This window comes from Kineosporia rhizophila, from assembly GCF_021277265.1.
GTDB classification, from domain to species: Bacteria; Actinomycetota; Actinomycetes; order Actinomycetales; family Kineosporiaceae; genus Kineosporia; species Kineosporia rhizophila.
Map to the genome: position 1 here is coordinate 39,711 of NZ_JAJSOH010000034.1, position 24,299 is coordinate 64,009.

Annotated in this window: 4 protein-coding genes and 2 pseudogenes (1 of these 6 only partly in view); all 6 read right to left on the reverse strand. The window is 72.8% G+C overall.

The window, feature by feature from the left end; genetic code table 11:
- Positions 1 to 3,581 carry the 5' end (the start) of a type I polyketide synthase gene (locus tag LWF15_RS31190; protein WP_232814569.1) on the reverse strand. The gene continues 24,184 nt to the left of window position 1, outside the view, so only the first 3,581 of its 27,765 coding nucleotides appear in the window; it begins with the start codon at positions 3,579 to 3,581; its stop codon lies beyond the left edge, outside the window.
- Positions 3,578 to 4,228: a beta-ketoacyl reductase gene (locus LWF15_RS38350; RefSeq protein ID WP_456298979.1), complete on the reverse strand. Its 651-nt coding sequence runs from the start codon at positions 4,226 to 4,228 to the stop codon at positions 3,578 to 3,580. The genes LWF15_RS31190 and LWF15_RS38350 overlap by 4 nt, the downstream gene beginning before the upstream one ends.
- Before the next feature lie 18 nt (positions 4,229 to 4,246).
- Positions 4,247 to 4,819 (reverse strand): annotated as a pseudogene (locus tag LWF15_RS38355) (ketoreductase domain-containing protein); the annotation flags it as partial.
- Positions 4,820 to 5,428: 609 nt separating this feature from the next.
- Positions 5,429 to 22,120, reverse strand: a pseudogene (locus tag LWF15_RS31195) (SDR family NAD(P)-dependent oxidoreductase); the annotation flags it as partial.
- A gap of 23 nt (positions 22,121 to 22,143) precedes the next feature.
- Complete coding sequence (locus LWF15_RS31200; RefSeq protein ID WP_232814570.1) at positions 22,144 to 23,085, reverse strand: hypothetical protein; 942 nt, start codon at positions 23,083 to 23,085, stop codon at positions 22,144 to 22,146.
- On the reverse strand, positions 23,085 to 24,212 hold the full coding sequence (locus tag LWF15_RS31205) for a 50S ribosomal protein L11 methyltransferase (protein WP_232814571.1): 1,128 nt from the start codon (positions 24,210 to 24,212) through the stop codon (positions 23,085 to 23,087). Before LWF15_RS31205 ends, LWF15_RS31200 begins: the two co-directional genes overlap by 1 nt.
- Positions 24,213 to 24,299 lie beyond the last annotated feature (87 nt).

Below are 24,299 nucleotides of genomic sequence, written 5' to 3' on the forward strand. Positions count from 1 at the left end.
GCGGTCAGGTTCCCGGCCGGGATCGGCCGGGTGAGCAGCGAGGCGATCGTCAGGACGGCCGCCCCGGAGGCATCGGTCACGGTCACCGCGACCTCGTCCGGCGCGATCTGGTCCATCCGGACCCGGACGCGGGCCGCACCCGTCGCGAACAGTTCCACACCGCTGAAGGTGAACGGCAGCCGCACGTCCTCGAAGGCCGTCGTGCCGCCGAGGAAGGCGGCAGCGTGCAGGACCGAGTCCAGCAGCGCCGGGTGGATGCCGAACCCTTCGGAGGGGACGTCGATCTCGGCTTCGGCCCAGACGCTGCCGGCGTCCTGCCACACCTTGCGCAGGCCCTGGAACGCGGGGCCGTACGCGAGGTCTCCGGGCGCGGAATACAGGCCGGAGATGTCGGCTTCGGTGCCTGCGGGGGGCCAGGAGGTCAGCGTCGGGCCCGGGGCGGGCGAGGCGGCGACCAGGACACCCACGGCGTGCTCGGTCCAGACCTCGAGCCCGTCCGGGCGGGCCTGGACAGAGATGTCGCGGCGCTCGGCGCCGGTTCCGCTCACGTGCACCCGGATCTGGCAGCCACCGTGCTCGGGCAGCACCAGCGGCGCCTGCAGAACCAGTTCCGACAGGTGCCCGCACCCGACCGCGTCCCCGGCCTGCACCGCCAGTTCCACGAACCCGGTTCCGGGGAAGACCACCGATCCGCGCACCACGTGGTCGGCCAGCCAGGGCTGGGTCCGCACCGAGAGCCGTCCGGTGAACAGCAGCCCGGCGTCACCGGGCAGTTCCATCCGTGCCCCCAGCAGGGGGTGCCCCGCAGCGTCCAGCCCAGCTCCCGCGACATCCCCGGCCACGGCCGGAGCCGAAGGCCAGTAGCGCTCGTGCTGGAAGGCGTAGGTGGGCACCGAGGCCTGGGGCCCCTCGCCCAGCAGGCCGGCCCAGTCGACGTTGCCCCCTGCGGCCCAGAACTCACCTAGCGCCGAAAACATCCGCCGCAGAGCACCGTCGCCGCGGTGCAGGGTGGGGACGGTGGCGGCCGAATCGTCCGGCTCCAGACCGTCCGCGCTCTGCTGGATCGCCTGCACCAGCACCGGGTGCGGGCTGACCTCGACGAACAGCCGGTGCCCGGCGTCCATCAGGGCCTGGGTGGCCAGGTCGAAGCGCACCGTCTCGCGCAGGTTGCGCACCCAGTACCCGGCATCGGCCGTGGTGGTGTCCAGTTCCTCACCGGTGAGCGAGGAGTACACCGGCACGGCCGCGCGGACGGGGGCGACATCGGCCAGGTCCTCCAGCAGCCGCTCGGTGATCGTGTCGACCTGCGCCGAGTGGGAGGCGTAGTCCACCGGCAGGATCCGCACCCGCACGCCGTCGCTCTCGCACTGCGCCGCCAGTTCCTGCACCGCCGAGGGCTCACCGGCGACGACCACCGAGCCGGGAGCGTTGACCACGGCGACCGAGAGCCGCCCGCCCCAGGCCGTCAGCAGCTCCTGGGCCCGCTCCAGCGGCAGGCCGACGGCGACCATCGCCCCGGCTCCCGCCAACTGCTCGGCGATGGCCCGGCTGCGCAGCGCCACGATCCGGGCGCCGTCGGCCAGGGTGAGGGCGCCGGCCACACACAGCGCGGCAATCTCGCCCTGTGAGTGCCCCACCACCGCGGCGGGTTCGACCCCGTACGAGCGCCAGGTGGCCGCGAGCGAGACCATCACCGCCCACAGGGCCGGCTGCACCACGTCAACTCGTTCCAGGGCACTCTCGTCATTGAGGACGTCGGTGAGCTGCCAGTCCACGAACGGCGCCAGGGCGCGGGCACAGTCGTCGAACGAAGAGGCAAAGACCGGTGAGGAACCGAGCAGTTCCCGGGCCATCCCGGCCCACTGCGCCCCTTGTCCCGGGAAGACGAAGACCGGGCCGTCCTCGGCCTCCAGGGCCCGGGTGACGTCCGGGGCGCCGGAGGCCACGGTCTGCAGGGCGTCCCGCAGCTCGCTCAGGTCGGCGCCGGTCACCACGGCCCGGTAGGACAGCGCGGCCCGGCCAATGGCCAGCGTGCGTGCTGCGGCCTGGGCATCCTCGACGGGCCACTGCCGCAGCCGGGCGGCCTGCTCGCGCAGGGCGGCCGGCGACTTGGCCGAGACCATCCAGGGAACCAGCGAGAGCCCGGACGCCGCCGGTGCGGGGGCCTCGTCCGGGGCCGCTTCCAGGATCACGTGCGCGTTGGTGCCGGAGACCCCGAAGGCCGAGACCGCGGCCCGGCGGGGGCGATCCACCTGCGGCCAGGACCGGGCCTCGGTGAGCAGGCGCACCGCCCCCCGCGACCAGTCCACCTTGGTGGAGGGCGCGTCCACGTGCAGGGTGCGCGGCAGGACCCCGTTGCGCAGGGCCATGACCATCTTGATCACACCCGAGACCCCGGCCGCGGCCTGGGCGTGCCCGAGGTTGGACTTCAGCGAACCCAGCCACAGCGGGTCCGTCTCGGAACGGTCACGACCGTAGGTGGCCAGCAGGGCCTGCGCCTCGATCGGGTCGCCGAGAATCGTTCCGGTGCCGTGACCTTCGACCACGTCCACGTCGGCGCCGCGGAGCCCGGCCGCCTGCAGGGCGGCCCGGATCACCCGCTGCTGGGCCGGGCCGTTGGGCGCGGTCAGGCCGTTCGACGCGCCGTCCTGGTTGACCGCGCTGGCCCGCACCACGGCCAGGACGCGGCGGCCCTGACGGTGCGCCTCGGACAGGCGCTGCACCACCAGCACGCCCGCACCCTCGGCCCAGCCGGTGCCGTCGGCGGCCTCGGCGAACGCCTTGCAGCGGCCGTCCGGGGCCAGGCCGCCCTGCTGGGAGAAGCCCACGAACACGTCGTCGGAGGCCATCACCGACACGCCACCGACCAGCGCCGTGCTGCACTCACCGGCCCGCAGCGCCTGGGCGGCCAGGTGGAGGGCGACCAGCGAGGAGGAACAGGCCGTGTCCACGGTCATCGACGGGCCGCGCAGGCCCAGCACGTACGAGATGCGGCCGGAGACCACGCTCTGCGAACCGCCGGTGATCAGGTGCCCGGCCAGCTCGCTGTCGGCGCGGTCGGCGATCTCGACGTAGCCCGAAGGGCTGGCCCCGGCGAAGACCCCGACCGGCTCTCCCGCCAGGGCGGTGGGCGAGATCCCGGCGTGCTCAAGAGCCTCCCAGGCGGTCTCCAGCAGCAGCCGCTGCTGCGGGTCCATCGCCAGCGCCTCGCGCGGGGAGATCCCGAAGAACGCGGCGTCGAAGTCGGCGACCCCGTCCAGGAAGCCACCCCGGCCCGTGCTGGAACCATCGGCCAGGGCGTCCAGGTCCCAGCCCCGGTCGGTGGGGAAGGCGGTGACGGCGTCGCGGCCCTGCTCGACCAGGTCCCACAGACTGTCGGGGCCGGTGACCCCACCGGGCAGCCGGCAGGCCATCCCGACGATCGCGATCGGCTCGCTGCCGGCCGCCTCCAGCTCCTGGTTACGGCGCTGCAGTCGCTTGTTCTCCAGCATGGCCGACCGCAGGGCCTCGACCATCCGGCTCTGCTGGTCCTGCGCTCGGGCGGGCTGGTTCACAGTGGTGTCCTTCTGCGGCGGGGTCATTCGTCCTCCCCCAGGGCCAGGCGGATGAGGTCGTCGACATCCGCGGTGAGGAGGGCTTCGTCGTCTTCGTCGGTCACCGGCACAGCTGCGGCCGGGCGCTCAGGTTCCGCGCCGGCTGGCTCCCAGGTCAGCTCGGCGGCCAGGAACTCGGCCAGCTCGGCGATCGAGGGGTGGTCGAACACCATCGTGGCGGGCAGGTTCAGGCCGGTCGCCGCGCCGAGCTGGTTACGCAGCTCCACCGCGGTCAGCGAGTCGAAACCCAGCTCCTTGAAGGCCTGCCCAGCCTCGATCCGGCTTCCCGAGCGGTGTCCCAGGGCCGCCGCGACGTGCTCACGCACCAGCGCGCGCAGGAACTTCTGCCGTTCCTCGGGCCGGGTCTCACGCCATTGCTTGGCAAAAGCGTCGTCCTGCCCGCCGATCGGCCCGGCGAGCACCTCCTGCACCTGCGGCAGCTCAGAAAGCAGGGCGCTGGGCCGGGACACGGTGAACGCCGGGGCGAACTTGGCCCAGTCCATGTTCGTGACGGTGAGCCCGCTCTCGCCGGCCTGCAGGGCCTGGCCCAGCGCGATCAGAGCCAGCCGTGGGGGCATCGGCAGAACCCCCAGCCTGCGCAGGTACTCACCCTGCTCGGGGTTGTCCACGGCCATGCCGGCCTCGGCCCAGTTGCCCCAGGCGATGGCCAGGCCCGGGAGCCCCTCGGCCCGGCGCCGGGCGGCCAGTGCGTCCAGGTAGGCGTTGGCCGAGGCATAGGCGGCCTGTCCCCCGCTGCCCCAGGCCGAGGCTCCCGAGGAGAACAGCACGAAGGCGTCCAGGTCCAGGCCGCGGGTCAGTTCGTCCAGCAGCGCGGCCCCACCGGCCTTGGCCCGCACCTCAGCCTCCACCTGCTCGGGCGTGGTGTCGTCGATCTCGACCACACCGTGGCTGACCCCCGCCGCGTGAACAACTGCCCGGAGCGGAATGTGGGACGGGATCTGCTCCAGTACGTCACTCAGCGCACCTTCGTCGGCGGCATCGGCGGCGGCGAAAGTGACACTGGCTCCGAGGTTGCGCAGATCCTCGGCCAGCCGATCGGCGCCGGGAGCCTGCTCGCCCCGGCGACTGAGCAGAACCAGGTGCTCCGCACCGGCCGCAGCAGCCCAGCGGGCCACCAACGCGCCCAGCCCGCCGGTTCCGCCGGTGACCAGGACCGTGCCGCGGGCCTTCCACTGCGTGAGACCACCGGGTGCGGGGGCCGGCATCAGCCGCCGGCCGAACACCCCGTGCGGGCGCAGGGCGAGCTGGTCCTCACGGTTGTCGGTGCCGGCCCTGCGCAGGAGCCCGGCCAGTCGGCGGGCGGCGGCCGAGTCGATCTGCGACGGCAGGTCGACGACCCCACCCCACTGATCCGGTCGTTCCAGCGCCGCGACCCGGCCCAGGCCGCTGATACCGGCCTGGCGCGGGTTCAGGACCGGATCGCCGGCACCGGTCGAGACCGCACCGCGGGTGGCCGCCCAGACCACGGTGTGTCGGTCCAGCCTCTGCAGCAGAGCCAGCGTGGGCACCACCCCGGCAGGTACGAAGCCGGGGGTCGACTCGTCCCACGACAGCAGCGACAGCACACGCTCCGACGCACCCAGCTGCCCGGCGAAGGCCGATCCGTCGAAGCCGACCGTCCGGGCGCTCAGCGCGGCGGCGATCAGCGAGACCTCCGGATCGTCCAGGAGCGAGACCGGTGCGACCACCACCCAGTCCGCCGGCCCGTCCGCGACCTGGGCCTGACCGCTCTCCGGCAGCAGCGTCCAGGACTCCCGGTAACGCCACGCTTCGAGAACAGCCGACTCGTCCGTCTTCTCCACAGGTACCTCGACCCAGTAACGCTCACGTTGGAAGGCATAGGTGGGCAACGTCGTCCCCCGGCCACCAGCGAGGAAGGCATTCCAGTCGACCGCTGCGCCGTTCACGAAGGCCGCAGCCAGTCCGTTCATCACGCTCGGCAGTCCGGCGTTGTCCGCGCCGCGCAGTACGGGGACTGCCCTCACCGCCGGCGACAGGCTCTCCTGGGCCGCCGCGGCCAGGGAGCCGTTCGGCCCGGCCTCGATGAGCGCGCGCACACCAAGGCTTTCCAGCGCACGCACCGCATCGGCCCAGCGAACTCCCTCGCGGGCCTGGCGCACCCAGTACTCCGGCGTCGAGAAGTCTTCCGGCGTGACCGGGCCGCCGGTGAGCGTGGAGACGATCGGCGTGTCCGGGGTACCCCACCGCAGCGTCTTCAGCACCTGCTCGAACTCGGCCAGCATGGGCTCCATCAGCGGCGAGTGGAACGCGTGCGAGACCTTCAGCCGTTTCGTGCGCCGCCCCATCGCCGCAAACGTCTCGGCCAGGGCCAGAACGTCGTCCTCCGCGCCGGCTACGACCAGGAAGGTCGGCGAGTTCACCGCGGCCACCGTGACCGCCTCGCCCAGCAGGCCGCTCACCTCGTCCTCGGCGGCCTCGATGGCCACCATCGCTCCACCGGCCGGGAGGGCCTGCATGAGCCGGCCACGCGCTGCCACCAGCCGAGCCGCGTCCGGGAGCGTGAGGGCACCACTGACGTGGGCAGCCGCGATCTCGCCGACGGAGTGCCCGGCCAGGTGGGCCGGGCGCACGCCGTACGCCTGCAGGAGCCGGAACAGGGCGACCTCGAGGGCGAAGAGCGCGGGCTGGGCCCAGCCGGTCTGCTGCAACTGCCCCGCCTCCGGTTCGGCGGGACCGGCGTCAGGCCACATCACCTCGCGCAGAGGTCGCTCCAGGTGCTCGTCCAGCGCCCGCGTCACCTCGTCGAAGGCCTGCGCGAAGGCCGGTGCCGCCTCGTACAGTTCCCGGCCCATGCCGGGCCACTGCGAACCCTGACCGCTGAACACCACGGCAACGTCCGAAGCACCCCGGCTCTGACCCAGAGTCACTGCGGCGGATGGTGAACCGGCGGCCAGAGCACGCAGGCCCTCGAGCAGTTCGTCCCGATCGGCACCCACGACCACGGCCCGGTGCCCGAACCGGGCGCGCTGGTTGGCCAGCGACCACCCGATGTCCAGCGGCCCGGCCGGGTTCTCGGCCACGTACCCGGCCAGCCGCCCGGCCTGGGCGCGGACCCCGTCCTCGGTCTTTCCCGAAACCACCCACGGAAGCGGGCCCTCAGGCGTCACCGGCGCGGGGACGTCCTCTGGTTCGGGCTGTTCGAGAATGACGTGGGCGTTCGTGCCCGAGACCCCGAAGGAGGAGACACCGGCCCGGCGCGGGCGCCCGCTGGAGGGCCACGGCGTGTTCCGGGTGAGCACCTGCACGGCGCCGGACGACCAGTCCACCTTGGCCGAAGGCGCCTGCACGTGCAGGCTGGCCGGGGCCGTCCCGTGCCGCATGGCCAGCACCATCTTGACCACGCCGGCCACCCCGGCCGCGGCCTGGGTGTGGCCCAGGTTCGACTTCAGCGAACCCAGGTACAGCGGCTCGTCCCGGTCCTGCCCGTAGGTGGCCAGCAGCGCCTGAGCCTCGATCGGATCACCGAGAACGGTTCCGGTGCCGTGCCCTTCGACGACGTCGACGTCCGAGCCCGACAGGCCCGCCGCGGCCAGCGCCTGACGGATCACCCGCTGCTGGGCCGGGCCGTTCGGTGCGGTCAGGCCGTTCGAGGCGCCGTCCTGATTCACGGCACTGGAGCGCAGCACCGCCAGGACCGGGCGCTTGTCCCGGCGAGCGTCGGAAAGACGCTGCAGGACGAGCATTCCGGCACCCTCGGACCAGCCGGTGCCGTCGGCAGAGTCGGCGAACGCCTTGCAGCGGCCGTCCGGGGCGAGCCCGCCCTGCTGGCTGAAGCCGATGAAGGTGTCCGGGGTGGCGATCACGGTCACCCCGCCGGCCAGGGCCATCGAGCACTCGCCCGTGCGCAGTGCCTGAGCCGCCCAGTGCAGGGCCACCAACGAGGACGAGCAGGCCGTGTCCACGGTGACGGCCGGTCCCTGCAGGCCCATCACGTAGGAGACCCGGCCGGACAGCACACTCTGCGAGCCGCCGGTGATCAGGTGCCCGGCCAGGTCGCGGTCGGCGCGGGTGGCCAGTTCGGTCCAGCCGGAGGGGAAGGCACCCACGAAGACGCCGACCGGTTCACCGGCCAGGCCGGTCGGATCGATCCCGGCGTCCTCGACGGCCTCCCAGGCGGTCTCGAGCAGGATGCGCTGCTGCGGGTCCATCGCCAGCGCCTCGCGCGGCGAGATGCCGAAGAAAGCGGCGTCGAAGCCACCGACATCCTCCAGGAAGCCACCGCGGGCGGTGACCGAGGCCCCGGAACCGATCAGGTCCTCCAGATCCCAGCCGCGGTCGGTGGGGAAGGCACCGATCGCGTCGCGGCCCTCGGCGAGCAGGTTCCACAGCTCGTCCGGGCCACTCACCCCGCCCGGGAAGCGGCAGGACATGCCCACGATGACGATCGGGTCGTCGACCGGGGTGGGCACCGGGACCTCGGGCCGGGCCGGGGTGTTCTCGGGACCGCCGAGCAGGACAGCGAGGTGTGCGCTCAGGGCGGAGACGGTGGGGAAGTCGAAGACCAGGGTGGCCGGCAGGGCCAGGCCGGTGGCCGCGCCGAGCTGGTTGCGCAGTTCGACGGCGGTCAGCGAGTCCAGGCCCATCTCGCGGAAGGCCTGCGCGTCGTCGATGTCTTCGGACGACGAATGCCCCAGCACCGCGGCCAGGTGACGGCGCAGCAGGTCACGCAGCGTCTGGCCCCGCCGGTCGGGCTCCATCGCGGCCCATCGCTGGGCGAAATCGTCCGGGGCGGAGCGGGATGCACTACGGCGCGCAATGCCACCGGTGAGCGTGCGCAGCACCGGCGGAACGTCCCCGGAGTCGCGTAGTCCGGGAATGTCGAGCCGGGTCAGGCCGAGCACCGGGGCCTCGTCGGCCAGCGCACGGTCGAACAACTCCAGCCCCTGGTCCAGGGTGAGCAGCGGCATGCCGGCCTTGGCCATCCGCTTGAGGTCGACCTCGTTCAGCGTGCCGGTCAGCCCGGTCTCCGGGGTCCAGGCGCCCCAGGCCATCGAGGTCGCGGCCAGCCCCTGGGCCCGGCGCCACTGCGCCAGGGTGTCCAGGTACACGTTGCCGGCCGCGTAGTTGCCCTGGCCCGGCCCACCGAGCTGCCCGGCCAGCGACGAGAACAGGGCGAACAGGCGCAGATCCAGGTGCTGGGTCAGCTCGTGCAGGTGCCAGGCAGCGTCCACCTTGGCCCGCAGCACGTTCCGGACCCGTTCGGGGGTCAGGGAGGTGATGACCCCGTCGTCGAGAACCCCAGCGGTGTGCACGATCCCGATCAAAGGACGGGTGTCCGGCACCTTGCGCAACAGATCGGCTACAGCGTCCCGGTCGGAGACGTCGCAGGCCGCGACGGTGACGTGGGCCCCGGCATCGGTGAGCTCGCCGGTCAGGGCGCTCATGCCCTCGGCGGCCGGGCCGCGGCGGCTGACCAGAAGAAGGTCGCGTACGCCGTGGTGGTGCACGAGATGGCGGGCGAAGAGCCGACCGAGGCCGCCCGAGGCTCCGGTGAGCAGGACAGTGCCATCACTCAGATCCGGGCTCGCCGATCCGGGCGAGCCCGGAGCCGGGTGCCGCACCAGCCGGGCAGCGAGCACCGTCCCTGCCGCGGCGCCGCGCAGCGCGACCTGGCTCTCCGCCGACGCCGCGACGCCGGCCAGCAGCCCCAGGTCGAGCTCGGCGTTCAGCGGCAGGTCGACGAGCACGATGCGGTCGGGGTTCTCGGTCTGTGCGGTGCGGATCAGGCCCCACACGGTGGACGCCGCGAGGTCGGCCACCTCGTCCGGGCTGGTGGTCACCGCCGAGCGAGTCACGACGATCAGCCGGGTGTGGGCGAACCGCGCGTCGCCGAGCCAGCGCTGGGCCTGCGCCAGCGTCCAGATGGCGCTGCTGTGCGCGGCCCCGATCGGTCCCGTCGGATCGAGCGGACTGACCACAGCGCTGACAGCGACCCCGGCCGACGAGTCCGGCACGTCTGGAGTACGCGGCACGGCCAGCACAACCGCCCCGGGGACGGCCGCGCCGGTGTCCACCAGATCGATGAGGGCTGCGAGATCCGTTTGCGCACCGCCGCCGCCGACCACGACCCAACCGGTGGAGGATGCCGGATCCACCTTCACCCGTTCCCAGTCCGGCACCAGCACGGTGACGTCCGTTGTGCGGGCGGCCGGTTCGGCCGCAGGGACAAGGGTGAGGGATCCGATGCTCAGGACCGGCAGACCCGCCGGGTCGGTGATGCGCAGGCGGTACAAGTCTGGGGCCAGCGCCTGCAGCGCCGCCGACCCTTCGCAGGCGCCCGAAGCATGCAGGGTGACGTCGTGGAACTCGCTCGCGACCAGGTCTTCACCCTCGGACACCTGAGCCGCGGACTGCAGGGCCGCGTCCAGAAGGCCCGGGTGCAGGCCGAATCCGGGAACGTCCGGGACCGCGATCGCCACGCCGGGCTCGTCGGCGTCGAAGGTCGCTTCGACGCTCGGTCCGAGCACGCCCGTGGCATGCCGCGTCCACTGCCCATCGACGTCCGGACGGGCGAAGACCCCGAGCGTCCATTCGTCCCCAGAGGGTTTCACCGTCACCCGCAGCTGGACAGCGGCCTGCTCGGGCAGGACCAGAGCCGTCTCCAGGGTGAACCGTCGGACTGCTTCGGCCCCGACCTCGTCGCCCGCTCGCACGGCCAGTTCGAGCAGCGCGGCCGCGGGCAACGTGGTCCGCCCCTCGAGCCACGGGTGGGAACGGGCCGAAAGGCGGCCGGTGAGAACGACGGTTCCGTCCTCGGGCAGTTCCACGGCCGCGCCGAGCAGTGGGTGCCCGGCCGGAGCCAGACCGGCACCCCGGACGTCGGCGCTGTGTGTGCTGGCCGGCGGCCAGTAGCGCTGTCGGTCGAAGGGGTAGGTGGGCAGTTGGACGAACCGTCCCGGTTGCGTGAAAAGCGTTCTCCAGTCAACCGGCCCGCCGGCCACGAACAGCTCGGCGAGCGAGGTGAGCAGCCGCGAAGGACCACCGTCCTCGCGTCGTAGGGTGCCCACGACGACAGCGTCGGCAACCGTTTCCTGAATGGCGCCCACCAGCACCGGATGCGCGCTGATCTCGACGAAGGAGTTCTTCCCGGCCTGCGCCAGGTCCTGCACGACTGGGGCAAGCTTGACGGTGTGCCGCAGGTTGCGCACCCAGTACGCCGGGTCGGCCAGCGCAGGGTCGAACAGCGAACCGGTCACGGTCGAGTACACCGGGATCTCGCCCGGCCGGGGTGCGATGCCGTGCAGTTCGCTGAGCAGTCGCTCGGCGATCGCATCGACCTGCGCCGAGTGCGAGGCGTAGTCCACCGGCAGGATCCGGGCGCGCACCCCGTCGCTCTCACAGCGGGCGGCTACTTCCTGCACAGCAGCCGGGGTACCGGCCAGCACCACGGACGAAGGACTGTTCACGGCGGCGAGCGAAAGATCCTCTCCCCAGGGGCGGATCAGATCAGCCACGGCCTCGGCGCCGAGACCGACCGCGATCATGCCGCCGCGCCCGGCCAGTTCCTCGGCGATGATCCGGCTGCGCATCGACACGATGCGCGCGCCGTCCTCCAGCGACAGGGCTCCGGCCACGCACAGCGCGGCGATCTCGCCCTGCGAGTGCCCGACGACAGCAGCTGGCTGCACGCCGTGCGCCTGCCAGAGCGCGCTGAGCGAGACCATCAGCGCCCAGGAGGCCGGCTGGACCACGTCCACCCGCTCGAGGGCCTGGGCGTCAGCCAGGACGTCGGTGAGCAACCAGTCGACATACGGGTCGAGTGCCCGCTGGCAGTCGGCCAGGGCGGAGGCGAAAACAGTGGACGAGCGGAGCAGCTCCCGTCCCATCCCGGCCCACTGGGCTCCCTGGCCGGGGAAGACGAAGACGGGTGCCCCGAGCGGGCGGGCTCGGGCGGTGGTCAGTTCGGGAGCCGGTTCGCCCTGGGCCAGGGCCTGGAGCCCGGCCCGGCCGGTGACGACGGCCCGGTGCTCGAAAGTGGCGCTGCGGGCGTGGATCAGCGACCGTCCGACGTCGACCGCATCGACCGTTCCGGCGTTCTCGCCCAGCCGGGTGAGCAGGCGGCGGGCCTGACCCTGCAGCGCCTTGGCGGAGCGTGCGGACAGGACCCAGGGCACCAGCGGGCCGTTCACGCCGACCGGGCCGAGATGGCCCAGGGGGCCGTCTGAGCCCTCCACGTCGGTCTCGGCCAGGGCCACGGGTGCGGCCTGGACCGCCTCGATGATCACGTGGGCGTTGGTCCCGGACACCCCGAAGGCCGAGATCCCGGCCCGGCGCGGCCCGTCCGTCGCGGGCCACGGGGTCTGCTCGGTCAGCAGCTGGATGTCTCCGGCGGCCCAGTCGACCTTCGTGGAGGGCCGGCCGACGTGCAGGGTGCGCGGCAGTACCCCGTGGCGCAGGGCCATCACCATCTTGATCACACCGCCCACGCCGGCGGCGGCCTGGGTGTGCCCGATGTTCGACTTCAGCGAGCCGAGGTAGAGGGGGCCGGGCCGGTCCTGGCCGTAGGTCGCCAGCAGTGCCTGGGCCTCGATGGGGTCGCCCAGCACGGTCCCGGTGCCGTGCCCCTCGACCGCCTGGATGTCGGCGGGGGCCAGGCCCGCCGAGTGCAGCGCGGAGCGGATCACGCGTTGCTGGGCCGGGCCGTTGGGGGCGGTCAGGCCGTTGGAGGCGCCGTCCTGGTTCACCGCGCTGGAGCGCAGCACCGCCAGCACCCGCCGGCCTTCCCGCTGAGCATCAGAAAGACGCTGCAGCACGAGCATTCCCGCACCCTCGGCCCAGCCCGTGCCGTCGGCGCCGTCGGCGTACGCCTTGCACCGCCCGTCCGCCGACAGGCCACCCTGCTGGGTGAAACCCACAAAGGTCTCGGCCGTGGCCATCACCGTCACTCCACCGGCGAGGGCCATGCTGCACTCCCCCGAGCGCAGCGCCTGGGCGGCCAGGTGCAGCGCCACCAGCGACGAGGAGCAGGCCGTGTCCACGGTCAGGGCCGGTCCGCGCAGGCCGAGCACGTAGGACACCCGCCCGGAGACCACGCTCTGCGAGCCGCCGGTCATCAGGTGCCCGGCGAGGTCGTCCCCTGCTGAGGCGGCGAGCTGGGCGTAGCCGGACTCGAAGGCCCCGGCGAACACCCCGACCGGCTGGCCCTGCAGCGAGTCGGGGGCGATCCCGGCGTACTCCAGCGCTTCCCAGGAGGTCTCCAGCAGCAGCCGCTGCTGGGGGTCGGTGGCGATCGCCTCGCGCGGGGAGATGCCGAAGAAGGACGCGTCGAAGTCCCCGGCCCCGGTGAGGAACCCACCGCTGGAGGTCACCGAGGCGCCGGCCTCGAGGGTGCTCAGGTCCCAGTCGCGGTCACCCGGGAAGCCGCTGATCGCGTCGCGGCCCTGCAGCACCAGGTCCCAGAGTTCCTCGGGGGTGGTGACCTCACCCGGGTAGCGGCAGGCCATCCCGATGATGGCGATGGGGTCGTCCGCCACCCCAGCGGCCGCCCCAGCGACCCCCTCCGGCACCACCGCACTGCCCTGCAGCATCTCGGTGAGGTGCTCGACCAGGGCGTTGGCGGTGGGGTGGTCGAAGACCAGGGTGGCGGGCAGCGCGATCCCGGTGACGGCGGCCAGCTGATTGCGCAGTTCGACAGCCGTCAGTGAGTCGAAGCCCAGCTCCCGGAACGGTTGGGCGGGATCGACGGTGGTGCCGGGGCGGTGGCCCAGCACGGCAGCAACATGATCGCGCACGAGGTCGTGCAGGAACGACGCCCTCTGGGTGGGCGGGACGGTGGCCCAGCGCTGGGCGAAGCCGGTCAACTCCTGGCTCCCGGCGCTCCGGCGGGCGGTGCGCCCGGCCAGCGCGGTGAGCACCGGCGGCAGTTGCGGGCGGGCGCGCAGACCAGCCAGATCCAGCCGGGTCAGACCCAGCACGGCGGACGGGCCGCTCTGCCCGTGCACGAAGGACAATGCCCGGTCGAACAGGCTCAGACCCTGCTCCGGCCGGAGGGTGGGCAGACCGGAGGTGTTCAGCCGGCGCAGATCGGCCTCGGACAGGGCCGCGGTGAGTCCGGCCTCGGCGGACCAGGCGCCCCAGGCCATCGAGACGCCGGGCAGGCCCTGGGCGCAGCGCAGCTCCACCACGGCATCAGCGAAGTGGTTGGCGGCGGCGTAGTTGGCCTGGCCTGCGTCGCCGAGCATCCCGGCCATGGAGGAGAACACCACGAACAGGTCCAGGTCCCCGGCCAGCTCGTGCAGGTTCCAGGTGCCCGAGACCTTCGGCGCGAACACGCGCCCGAGGTGCCCGGCGCTCAGCGAGGTGAGGGTGCCGTCCTCGACCAGACCGGCAGTGTGGACGACGCCGGTCACCGGATGCTCTGCGAGCACCCGGGCCAGAGCCTGCCGGTCGGCCACGTCGCAGGCCACGACGGTGGCCCGGGCCCCCAGGGCAGCGAGCTCCTCGATCAGGGCGGCCGTCCCGGCGGCCTGATCGCCCCGCCGGCTCATCAGGAGCAGGTCGCTGACGCCGTAGGCGGTGACCAGGTGACGGGCCACCCGCTGCCCCAGGCCGCCGGTCCCCCCGGTGACCAGCACCCGTCCCTTGATCTCGGTGGCTTCTGTGCCCGGAACGGCCCGCCGGACCAGACGCGGCGCGTACACGGTCTCACCGCGTACGGCCCACTGCCCGGCCCCGGCCAGTACCCGGACAGCGGCTCCGGGTTCCAGGTCCACCAGGCAGATGCGGCCGGGATTCTCGGTGGCCGCGGTCCGCACCAGACCCCAGACCGCAGCGCCGGCCGGATCGGCGATCGCCTCATCGACGCCCACGCTCACTGCCCCGCGGGTGATGACGGTCAGGCTCCCCGCGGCCAGACGCGGGTCGGTGAGCCACGTCTGAAGCTGATCCAAGGTCCAGGCGGTCACGCGCAGGGCCCGCTCCGGCGCGCCGTCATCGGGCTGGTCGGTGGTCACGCCGCTGGGCAGGAGCACCACGCCGTCCGGCACCGCCCGCCCGGCCTCGATCGAGGCAAGCAGCGCTGCCACGTCGGCGAATCCGGTCTCACCACCCACCTCCACCCAGTCACCGGCGGCGTTCTGCGCGGCCGCGGGCAGCCAGTCCAGGCCGAGGGCAACGGTGTCATCGGAGGCGTCGCCGAGCACCAGTTCGTCCACGGGCACCGTCTGCAGGCACCCGGCGGTGAGCACCGGCTCCCCACCCGCGTCGGCCACCGTCACTCCCAGGCCGTCATCACCGAGCTCGACCTGGATCCGTATCCGCTGCGCGCCGGTGGCGTACAGCTCGACGTCGGTCAGCGCGGCCGGCACCACCTCGATCAAGGCCGCACCGGACTCAGCCGTGTCGGCCAGACCGGCCACCTGCAGCGCCACGTCGAGCAATGCCGGGTGAAGGCCCAGTTCGGACCCCACCTCAGGGAGTTCAGCCTCCGCCCACACCTGCCGGCCCCGTCGCCAGGCCCTGCTCACGCAGGCAAGCGCCCCAGCCCCGGTCACCGGCTCCTGAACGGCCACGTCGAAGGCAGAACCGGCTCCAGCCGTCAGGTCGAGCATTTGTGCACCCGCCGGGGGCCACTGCCGCAGCCCGTCCGAGGTCTCACCACCCAGCGAGAGCGTGGCCGTGGCGCAGCTGCGCCACTGCTGGGCTCCCTCCGGCCGGGTGTGCACCTCGACCAGCCAGCGGTCGCGCTCGGGGACCAGCAGCACCTGCAACTGCAGGCTGCCGGTGGGCGGCACCACGGCGGGCACTTCCATGACCAGTTCGTCGATGCGCCCGCAGCCGACCTCGTCACCGGCCCGGATGACCAGGTCCGTCACCAGACCGGCCGGGAGGACGATCTGCTCGTGCAGTTCGTACCCGGAGAGCCAGGGCAGGGTGCGCATCGAGACCCGCCCGCTGAACACCACTCCCGCATGGGCGGGCAGGTCCAGCCGGGCGCCCAGTACCGGGTGCTCGATCCCGGCCATTCCCGCAGCCGAGACGTCCGCGGCGACCGGGGCGTCCTCGATCCAGTACCGCTCGTGCTGGAACGCATACGTGGGCAACGCAATCCGGCGTCCACCCTTGACCAGTTCGTCCCACTGGACGGGAGCGCCGTGGGCCCACAGCGTCCCGGCCGCGGTCAGGGCGGACTGGTCCTCGGGGTGGTCGGCCCCGCGGAGCATGGGCACGGCGAGCACGTCGGCCGATGCGGTCTGCTGCGCCATGGCCGCCAGCGACCCGTTCGGCCCCAGCTCGATCAGGGTGCGCGCGCCCAGGGACTCCAGCGCGGCGACCGCGTCGGCGAAGCGCACGGCCGAACGGACCTGCCGCAGCCAGTACTCGGGGGCGGCGAACTCGGCCGGGTCGGCCGGCGCGCCGGTGAGCGTCGACACGACCGGGATGCTGGGCGGGTTCCAGTCCAGCGATTCCAGCACGGCCTGGAAGTCGGCGAGCATCGGTTCCATCAGCACCGAGTGGAAGGCGTGCGAGACCTTCAGCCGGGTGGTGCGCCGCCCCAGGCCGGCGAAGTGCTCACCCACCCGCTGCACCGCGGCCTCGACGCCGGAGATCACCACCGAGCCGGGCGCGTTGACCGCGGCGAGCGAGACGTCCTCGCCCAGGAACCCGGCGACCTCCGCCTCGGAGGCCTCAAGGGCGGTCATGGCCCCGCCGGCCGGCAGGGCCTGCATGAGGCGTCCGCGCGCGGCCACCAGGCGAGCGGCGTCGGGCAGCGAGAGCACCCCGCTGACGTGGGCCGCCGCCACTTCGCCGACCGAGTGCCCGGCCAGGAAGGCGGGCCGCACCCCCCACGAGCGCAGCATCCGGAACAGGGCGACCTCGATCGCGAACAAGGCCGGCTGCGCCCAGCCCGTGCTCTGCAACAGATCCGCGTCGCTGCCGCGCATCACCTCGGCCAGCGATCCGTCCAGGTGCTGGTCCAGTTCCGCGACGACCTCGTCCAGCGCCTGGGCGAAGACGGCCGAACTCTCGCGGAGCCCCGCGCCCATACCCAGACGCTGCGACCCCTGGCCGCTGAACAGCACACCGACCGAACCGCCCCGGGCCCGGCCACGCACGATCGGGGAGGCGGCCTCGCCGGCGGCGAATGCCTCCAGTGAGGAACGCAGGCCAGCAGCATCGGAACCGACGACGACGGCCCGCTCGGCGAAGGCCGTCCGGGTGTTCACCAGCGACCAGGCTACGTCGGCGGCGGTCGCGTCCGGGACGGACCCGGCCAGGCGGCGGGCCTGCTCGCGCAGGGCTTGGGGTGTGCGCGCCGACAACACCCACGCAACCGGCGCTTCGAGCGGAACCGGAGCGGGGACGTCCTCAGGTTCGGGTGCTTCGAGGATGACGTGGGCGTTGGTGCCGGAGACCCCGAACGAGGAGACGCCCGCGCGGCGGGGCCGCTGCGGGGAGTCCGGCCAGGCGGTGGCCTCGGTGAGCAGCTGCACCGTGCCGTCCGACCAGTCCATCTGGGTGGAGGGGCGCTCGACGTGCAGGGTGCGCGGGAGCACGCCGTGGCGCATCGCCAGGATCATCTTGATCACGCTGGCAACCCCGGCGGTGGCCTGGGTGTGGCCGATGTTCGACTTCACCGATCCCAGGTACAGCGGTTCGGAACGGTCCTGGCCGTAGGTGGCGATCAGGGCCTGGGCCTCGATCGGGTCGCCGAGCACGGTGCCGGTGCCGTGGGCCTCCACCGCGTCCACGTCGGCGCCGCGGAGCCCGGCGCCGGCCAGCGCCTGCCGGATCACCTGCTGCTGGGCCGGGCCGTTGGGGGCGGTCAGGCCGTTGGAGGCCCCGTCCTGGTTGACGGCGCTGGAGCGCAGAACGGCCAGCACCGGACGGCCGTCCCGGCGGGCCTCGGAAAGGCGCTGCAGCACGATCATTCCCACGCCCTCGGACCAGCTGGTGCCGTCCGCGGCGTCGGAGAAGGCCTTGCACCGCCCGTCCGGGGCCAGCCCGCCCTGCTGGGAGAACCCGGCGAAGGGCTCGGTGGTGGCCATCACGCTGACCCCGCCGACCAGGGCGCTCGTGCACTCCCCCGAACGCAGTGACTGTGCGGCCCAGTGCATCGCGACCAGCGAGGAGGAGCAGGCGGTGTCGACCGTGACAGCCGGCCCCTGCAGCCCGAGGGAGTAGGAGACCCGGCCGGAGAGCACGCTCTGGGCGGCGCCGGTGACCAGTTGGCCGGCGAGGTCGGGGGCCGAGCGGGTGACCACCTCGCCGTAGCCGGAGGCGATGGCCCCGACGAACACGCCGACCGGCATCCCGGCCAGCGAGGTGGGGTCGACCCCGGCGTCTTCCAGGGCTTCCCACGACGTTTCCAGGACCAGGCGCTGCTGGGGGTCCATGGCCAGCGCCTCGCGCGGGGAGATGCCGAAGAAGGCGGCGTCGAAGTCGCCGGCTTCGGGCAGGAAACCGCCCTGGTCGGTGGAGGAGGCCTGGATGCGCTCGGGGTCCCAGCCCCGGTCGGTGGGGAAGGCGGTGATGCCGTCGCCGCCGGCCAGGAGCAGGTCCCACAGCTGCTCGGGGCGCTGCACACCGCCGGGCAGGCGGCAGGCCATGCCCACGACCACGATCGGGTCGTCGTCGGTGCTGGGGGCGGCGCCGCTCAGGGCCCGTATCGATCGGTCCGGGCCCTCGCCCAGCAACCCGGCCAGGTGTCCGGCCAGGGCCTGGACGGTGGGGTGGTCGAAGATCAGGGTGGTGGGCAGATCCAGGCCGGTGGCCGTGCCCAGGCGGTTGCGCAGCTGCACCGCGGCCAGGGAGTCGAAGCCCAGGTCGCGAAAGGCCTTGGCGGTGTCGATCTCGTCGGCCGAGCGGTGCCCGAGCACGGCGGCGACGTGCTGGCCGACCAGGTCCCGCAGATCAGCGGCCTCGGGCGCCTCGAGTGGTTCGGCCGCGAGGACGGGCGCCGGGACCGAGGCGGTGCGCGCCGATCCCGCGGTTCGGTCATCGATCCAGAAGTGGCGGTGCTCGAAGGGGTAGGTCGGCAGGTCGACCGCGCGGGCCGGGCTCCCGGCGAACACGCTCTCCCAGTCGACCTGGACGCCGTTGACGAACGCCTCGGCCAGGGCGGTGACGAAGCGGCTGGTGGAGCCGTCGCCGCGCCGCAGGGTGGCCAGAACCAGCCCGACGTCGATGTTCTCACTGTCATCGAGGTCATCGAGGGTTTCCTGGATGGCCTCGGTCAGGACCGGGTGCGGGCCGATCTCCAGGAACAGGGTGTGGCCCTGCGCGGCCAGGGAACGGGTGGCGTCCTCGAAGAGCACGCTCTGGCGCAGATTGCGGAACCAGTACCCGGCGTCGGCCGAGGCGGTGTCGATCGGCGCGCCGGTGACCGACGAGAACACCGGCACGCTCGAGGTTCGCGGTACCAGCGGTGCCAGCTCTCGCAGCAGTTCCTCGCGCAGCGCGTCCACGGCCGGTGAGTGGGAGGCGTAGTCGACCGGGATGACCCGGGCCCGGGCGCCCTCGTCCTTGAACCGCTGGACGAGCCGGGTGACGGCCGCGAGCTCACCGGAGACGACCACCGAGGCGGGCCCGTTCACCGCCGCGATGGACACGCCCTCCTCCAGCGCCTGGGCCACCTGCTCAGCCGGCAGCGCCACCGCGCCCATGGCCCCACCGGCGCCCAGTGACCGGGCGATGGCCTGGCTGCGCCGCGCGACGACCCGCGCACCGTCGTCGAGCGAGAGGCCACCGGCCACGCAGAGGGCTGCGATTTCGCCCTGCGAATGCCCCACGACCGCAGCCGGTTCCACGCCGCACGAGCGCCACAGGGCGGCCAGGGAGACCATGACGGCCCAGAGCACCGGCTGGATGACGTCGACGCGCTCCAGGGCCTGCTCGTCGTCCAGGACGTCCCACAGGCTCCAGCTCACGAAAGGTTCCAGCGAGCGGGCGCACTCGGCCATGGACCGGGCGAACACCGGGGAGGTCCGCAGCAGTTCGGTGGCCATGCCCGGCCACTGCCCGCCCTGGCCGGGGAAGACGAACACCGGGCGGGACTGCACCCCGGCAACCGACTCGATCACGTGCGGCGAGGGCTGACCGGCGGCGGCCGCACGCAGGTCAGTCACCTCGTCGCCGAGCACGGCGATCCGGTGTTCGAAAGTGCTGCGGGTACGGACCAGCGACCAGGCGAGGTCAGCGGCCGACGGCGACTCGGCGCTTCGGGCATTGGCGAGCCGGGCGGCGGCTTCGCGGGCCGCCGTTGCGGTGCGACCGGACAACAGCAGGGGCCAGGCGAACCGGTCCCAGTCCACGGTGACGCCACTAACACCGGCCGCACCCAGCAGCCGCACGACGTCCCGGGGTCGTCCGTCCAGGCTCAGAGCCAGAGCTTCACCACCCCAGCCGGAGGCCGCCGGACCGAGGTCCAGGTCGTCCTCGGCCAGGAGGTGCGAGACCCAGAAGTCGGCCGATCCGAGTTCGGCGTCGCTCAGCGCCCGGCCGTGCGCCCACACCGGAACCTGGGCGGGCGCGTAGGACAGCACCGATGCCGCCCAGCGCAGCTCGCCCGCGGCTTCGTCGGCCGTGACGAGACGGGCGGCCACGTCGGCCTTCAGCTGCTCGTGCACCGCCACCATCGCGGCTGCGTCGGCCAGCGACAGCACTCCGGCCGCGTGCGCCGCGGCGACCAGACCCGTCCTTTGGCCCAAAAGCTTTTGAGGACGTCGGTCGTGGGCTTCCAGCAGCCGGAAAAGAGCGATCTGGTCGGTGAACGAGGAAACGACGGCCCCGTGCACCCCCAGCTCGGCCGTGGCGACCCGATGCGTCTCGCCCAGGACACCGAACCGCTCCAGCAGGGCCGCAGTCAGTGTCCCGGCCGATGATTCGGTGAAGAGCACGGCGAAGTCGTCGCGCTCGGGCGGGACAACGGCGGCAGGCGGCGCTTCCTCGAGGATCAGGTGGGCGTTGGTCCCGCTGAAGCCGAAGGCCGAGATGCCCGCCCGGCGGGGCCTGCTGGGGACGGCGTTCCAGGGGCGGGCTGACTGCAGGAGCGAAACGGCGCCGGAGTCCCAGTCCACCCGGGTGGAGGGCTGGTCGGCGTGCAGCGTGCGCGGCATGACGCCGGCGCGCATCGCCATCACCATCTTGATCACCCCGGCCACCCCGGCCGCGGCCTGGGTGTGCCCGATGTTCGACTTCAGCGAGCCCAGGTGCACCGGCTCGGTGCGGTTCTGGCCGTAGGTGGCCAGCAGGGCCTGCGCCTCGATCAGGTCGCCCAGCGTGGTCCCGGTGCCGTGCGCCTCGACCACGTCCACCCCGGCGGCAGGCACCCCGGCCACGGCCAGGGCCTGCCGGATCACCTGCTGCTGGGCGCGTCCGCTGGGCGCGGTGAGGCCGTTGGTGGCGCCGTCCGAGTTGACCGCCGACCCCTTGAGAACTGCCAGCACCGTGCGGCCGTGGCGACGAGCGTCCGAAAGCCTCTCGAGAACAACGATTCCGGCACCTTCACCCCAACCGGTACCGTCCGCGTCCTCCCCGAACGCCTTGCACCGACCATCGGCGGCCAGACCGCGCTGACGGCTGAACGCCAGGAACCCGCCGGTGGTCGCCATCACCGCGACCCCACCGGCCAGGGCCAGATCGCACTCCCCCCGCGCCAGCGACTGGGCGGCCAGGTGCAGCGCGACCAGCGACCCCGAGCAGGCCGTGTCCACCGTCAGCGCGGGCCCGTTCAGGCCCAGGACGTAGGCGATCCGGCCCGAACCGACACTCGCGGCGTTGCCGGTGATCAGGTGGCTCTCGGCGCCGTCACGGGCGTCCACCAGGCGCGGACCGTACTCGTGGTCCTCCAGGCCGACGAAGACGCCGGTGCGGGTGCCGGCCAGCGACCGGGGATCGATGCGCGCCCGCTCGACCGCCTCCCAGGAGACCTCCAGCAGCAGCCGCTGCTGCGGGTCCATCGCCTCGGCCTCACGGGGTGAGACACCGAAGAATGCAGCGTCGAAACCGCCCGCATCCCTAAGGAAACCGCCACTGCGGACGTAGCTGGTGCCCGGCTCGTCGGGGTCCTCGGAGAACGACGGGGCCCAGCCCCGGTCGGAGGGGAACTCACCGATGGCGTCGCTCTCGGCCAGGACGAGGCGCCACAGGTCTTCCGGCGAGCGCACCTCGCCGGGGAATCGGCAGCCCATGCCGACCAGCACGACCGGGTCGTCGCTCAGGGCCGGGGCGGTGAAGGTCGCCTCCGGCTCGTCCGGTTCGCCGAGCAGCCGTTCGGCCAGGAAGCCGGCCAGGGCCTGCGGGGTGGGATGGTCGAATGCCATGGCCAACGGCAGGTCCAGGCCGGTGGTGGCGCTGAGCGTGCGGTGTAGTTCGACCGCGCCCAGCGACCCCAGGCCGAGGTCGGCGAACCTCTGCTCCGCCCGGAGGGGAGCCTCGATCATCGGCCGGGCCGTGCGCAGCACCAGCTCCAGCAACTCCTGCCGGACCTGCTGCGGCGCGAGCGCTCCGAGCCGGTCGAGGAGGTTCTCGGTGCTCATTGGCAAGGCTCCCAGCTGCATGGCATCGATCAGGTCCGGCCGGCCAGGGCGGGGGTGGGCCGCAGGGCGGAGCGCGGGTCCACCCGGACCACCCGGAAGTGGCGCCTGGTGCTGTCCAGTCGGTGAAAGAGCGGGTCGGCCCCGGCCAGGTGCACGGTCCGCACCCCGTGGGCGGTCAGCGAGGCGACCACCGCGGGCCAGGAGAAGGGCCGGTCGAAGGTGTTCAGCAGCATCTCCCGTACCCCCTGCGCGGTGTCTGCCACCGTGCCGTCCTGGTCGGTGACCACGGGCAGGGCGGGCTCGCGGAACGTCAGCGCGGGCAGCACTTCGGCGGCGACGGTCTCGCGCAGGCCCCCGAAGAGCACCGAGTGCGCAGGGGGGCGCATCGTGTGCATGTTGTAGCCGCCGAGGGCACCGATCTCCCGGCGGAACTGCGCCAGCCGGGTCTCGCTGAGGGTGATCATGGCAAAGCCCTGGTCCAGGTCGCCCGACAGCTCCAGGCGTTCCCCACGGGCGTTCCACTCCCCCAGAAGCGTCGTCAGTTTCTCGTCCGGCACCCGCACCACGGTCTGGGTGACCAGATCGGTGTGTTCGTTCTCGAAGTAGGCGCGCTCCTGACGGGCCATCCCCACGGTGGCGCGCACCCCGTCCTCAAAAGACAGGCAACCACTGAGAACGGCCGTGGCCCGGACCCCGAAACTGGGCCCGGCGCAGTAGGCCGGGCTCGCGGTGAGCAGGGCCCGCTCGGCCAGCGCCAGGGAACTGATCAGCGAGGCGACCTGGGCGGCCTCGGAGTAGTCGTCCTCGCCCGAGTCGTGCAGGCGCTGCAGAACCGGGTAACCGAGCACGGTCCGGGCCCGGCGCAGCAGCGGGCGCGCGAACTGGTCCAGCGCCAGGAACCGGCCCAGGTCGGCGAACGTGGCACCGGCCAGGCCGGGGAAGACGACAGCGTCGTGATCCGTACCGCTCATCACTCGACCGGAAAGAGGGCTTGGTAGAAGGGCGTTTTGCGAAACTGCGACGAGTGGTGACCCGAACTCCAGCGCAGGGGCACCGGCGGGCCGAGCCGGCGGTGCAGGGTGCCGGTCAGGGCGTAGTCCGGGTGGACGCCGTCGTCGCTGAGCTCGGTGCTCCAGGTGAACTCGAACCGGTCACCCTCACGCACCGGCAGCCCGGCCTGAGACAGCGGCGCGTACACCGGTGTCCAGCTGCTGGGCTGGATCAGGGAGTCGAGGGGGTCACCGGTGCCGTCGGGGTCGACCCACAGCCGCATGCCCAGAGCCAGGCCGTGCAGCCGGCCGGCCTTGCCGAAGTGGATCTGGGCGGCGTCGGTGCTCTCCGGCTGCAGGTCGCCGTTGAAGTGCAGCGTCTCGACCTCGGCGGCCCCACTCAGGTAGGCCAGGTCCTGCCGGGCCGGGTTGTCCTGCAGGCCGACCAGGCACAGCCGTAAGTCAAAGGGACGAGAGAGACAGTTGAACACCTGGCCCACGTAGTCCAGAACGAACAGCGGGAACGCCGGCGGCTCGGCGGTGACTGCACCCAGGTCGAGGCCGACCACGGTGGTCACGCTCACGTGCGGGATGAACAGGCCGTCCGGCTTGACCAGGCGCTCACGGGCGTCGCGCAGCACCGAACCGGCGCCCTCCGAGCCACCCAGAGTGCCGATGATCTCCGAGACGCACAGGTCGACGCGCTCGGGCAGGCTGATCTCGGTGGACAGGCCCTCCACCACGGTGACCCGGTCGCTGTAGCCGGCCTCCTCGATGACCTGCCGGGCGATCTGCGCGGACTTGGGGATGACCTCCACCGCCCACACGTGTTGCGCTCCGGCGCGTGCGGCCGCGAGGGCCCAGACCGCGTCCTGGCCCGTACCGATGTCCAGGACCGTGCGCCCAGGAGCGTGCTTGGCCACGGCTGCGGCGTACTGCTGCATCCGCAGTTCGTCGTTCAGCATCTGCCCGTAGGCGAAGTTGTCGTACAGCGGGTACTCGCCGATGGAAGGGAACAGCCAGACCGGCGGGTCGTCCTCGTACGCGCAGGCCCGGACCGGCAGCCTCCGGCCGGCCGCCTCGACCTCGGCAACGAATGCGCGAGTCATCAAAGCCTTCCGGTAGTGCGATCACCAAGATCGAAAACCCTCGTTCCGGAAAGGTTTCTGGCTGCAGCGGCCGCGTCCCACGACGTG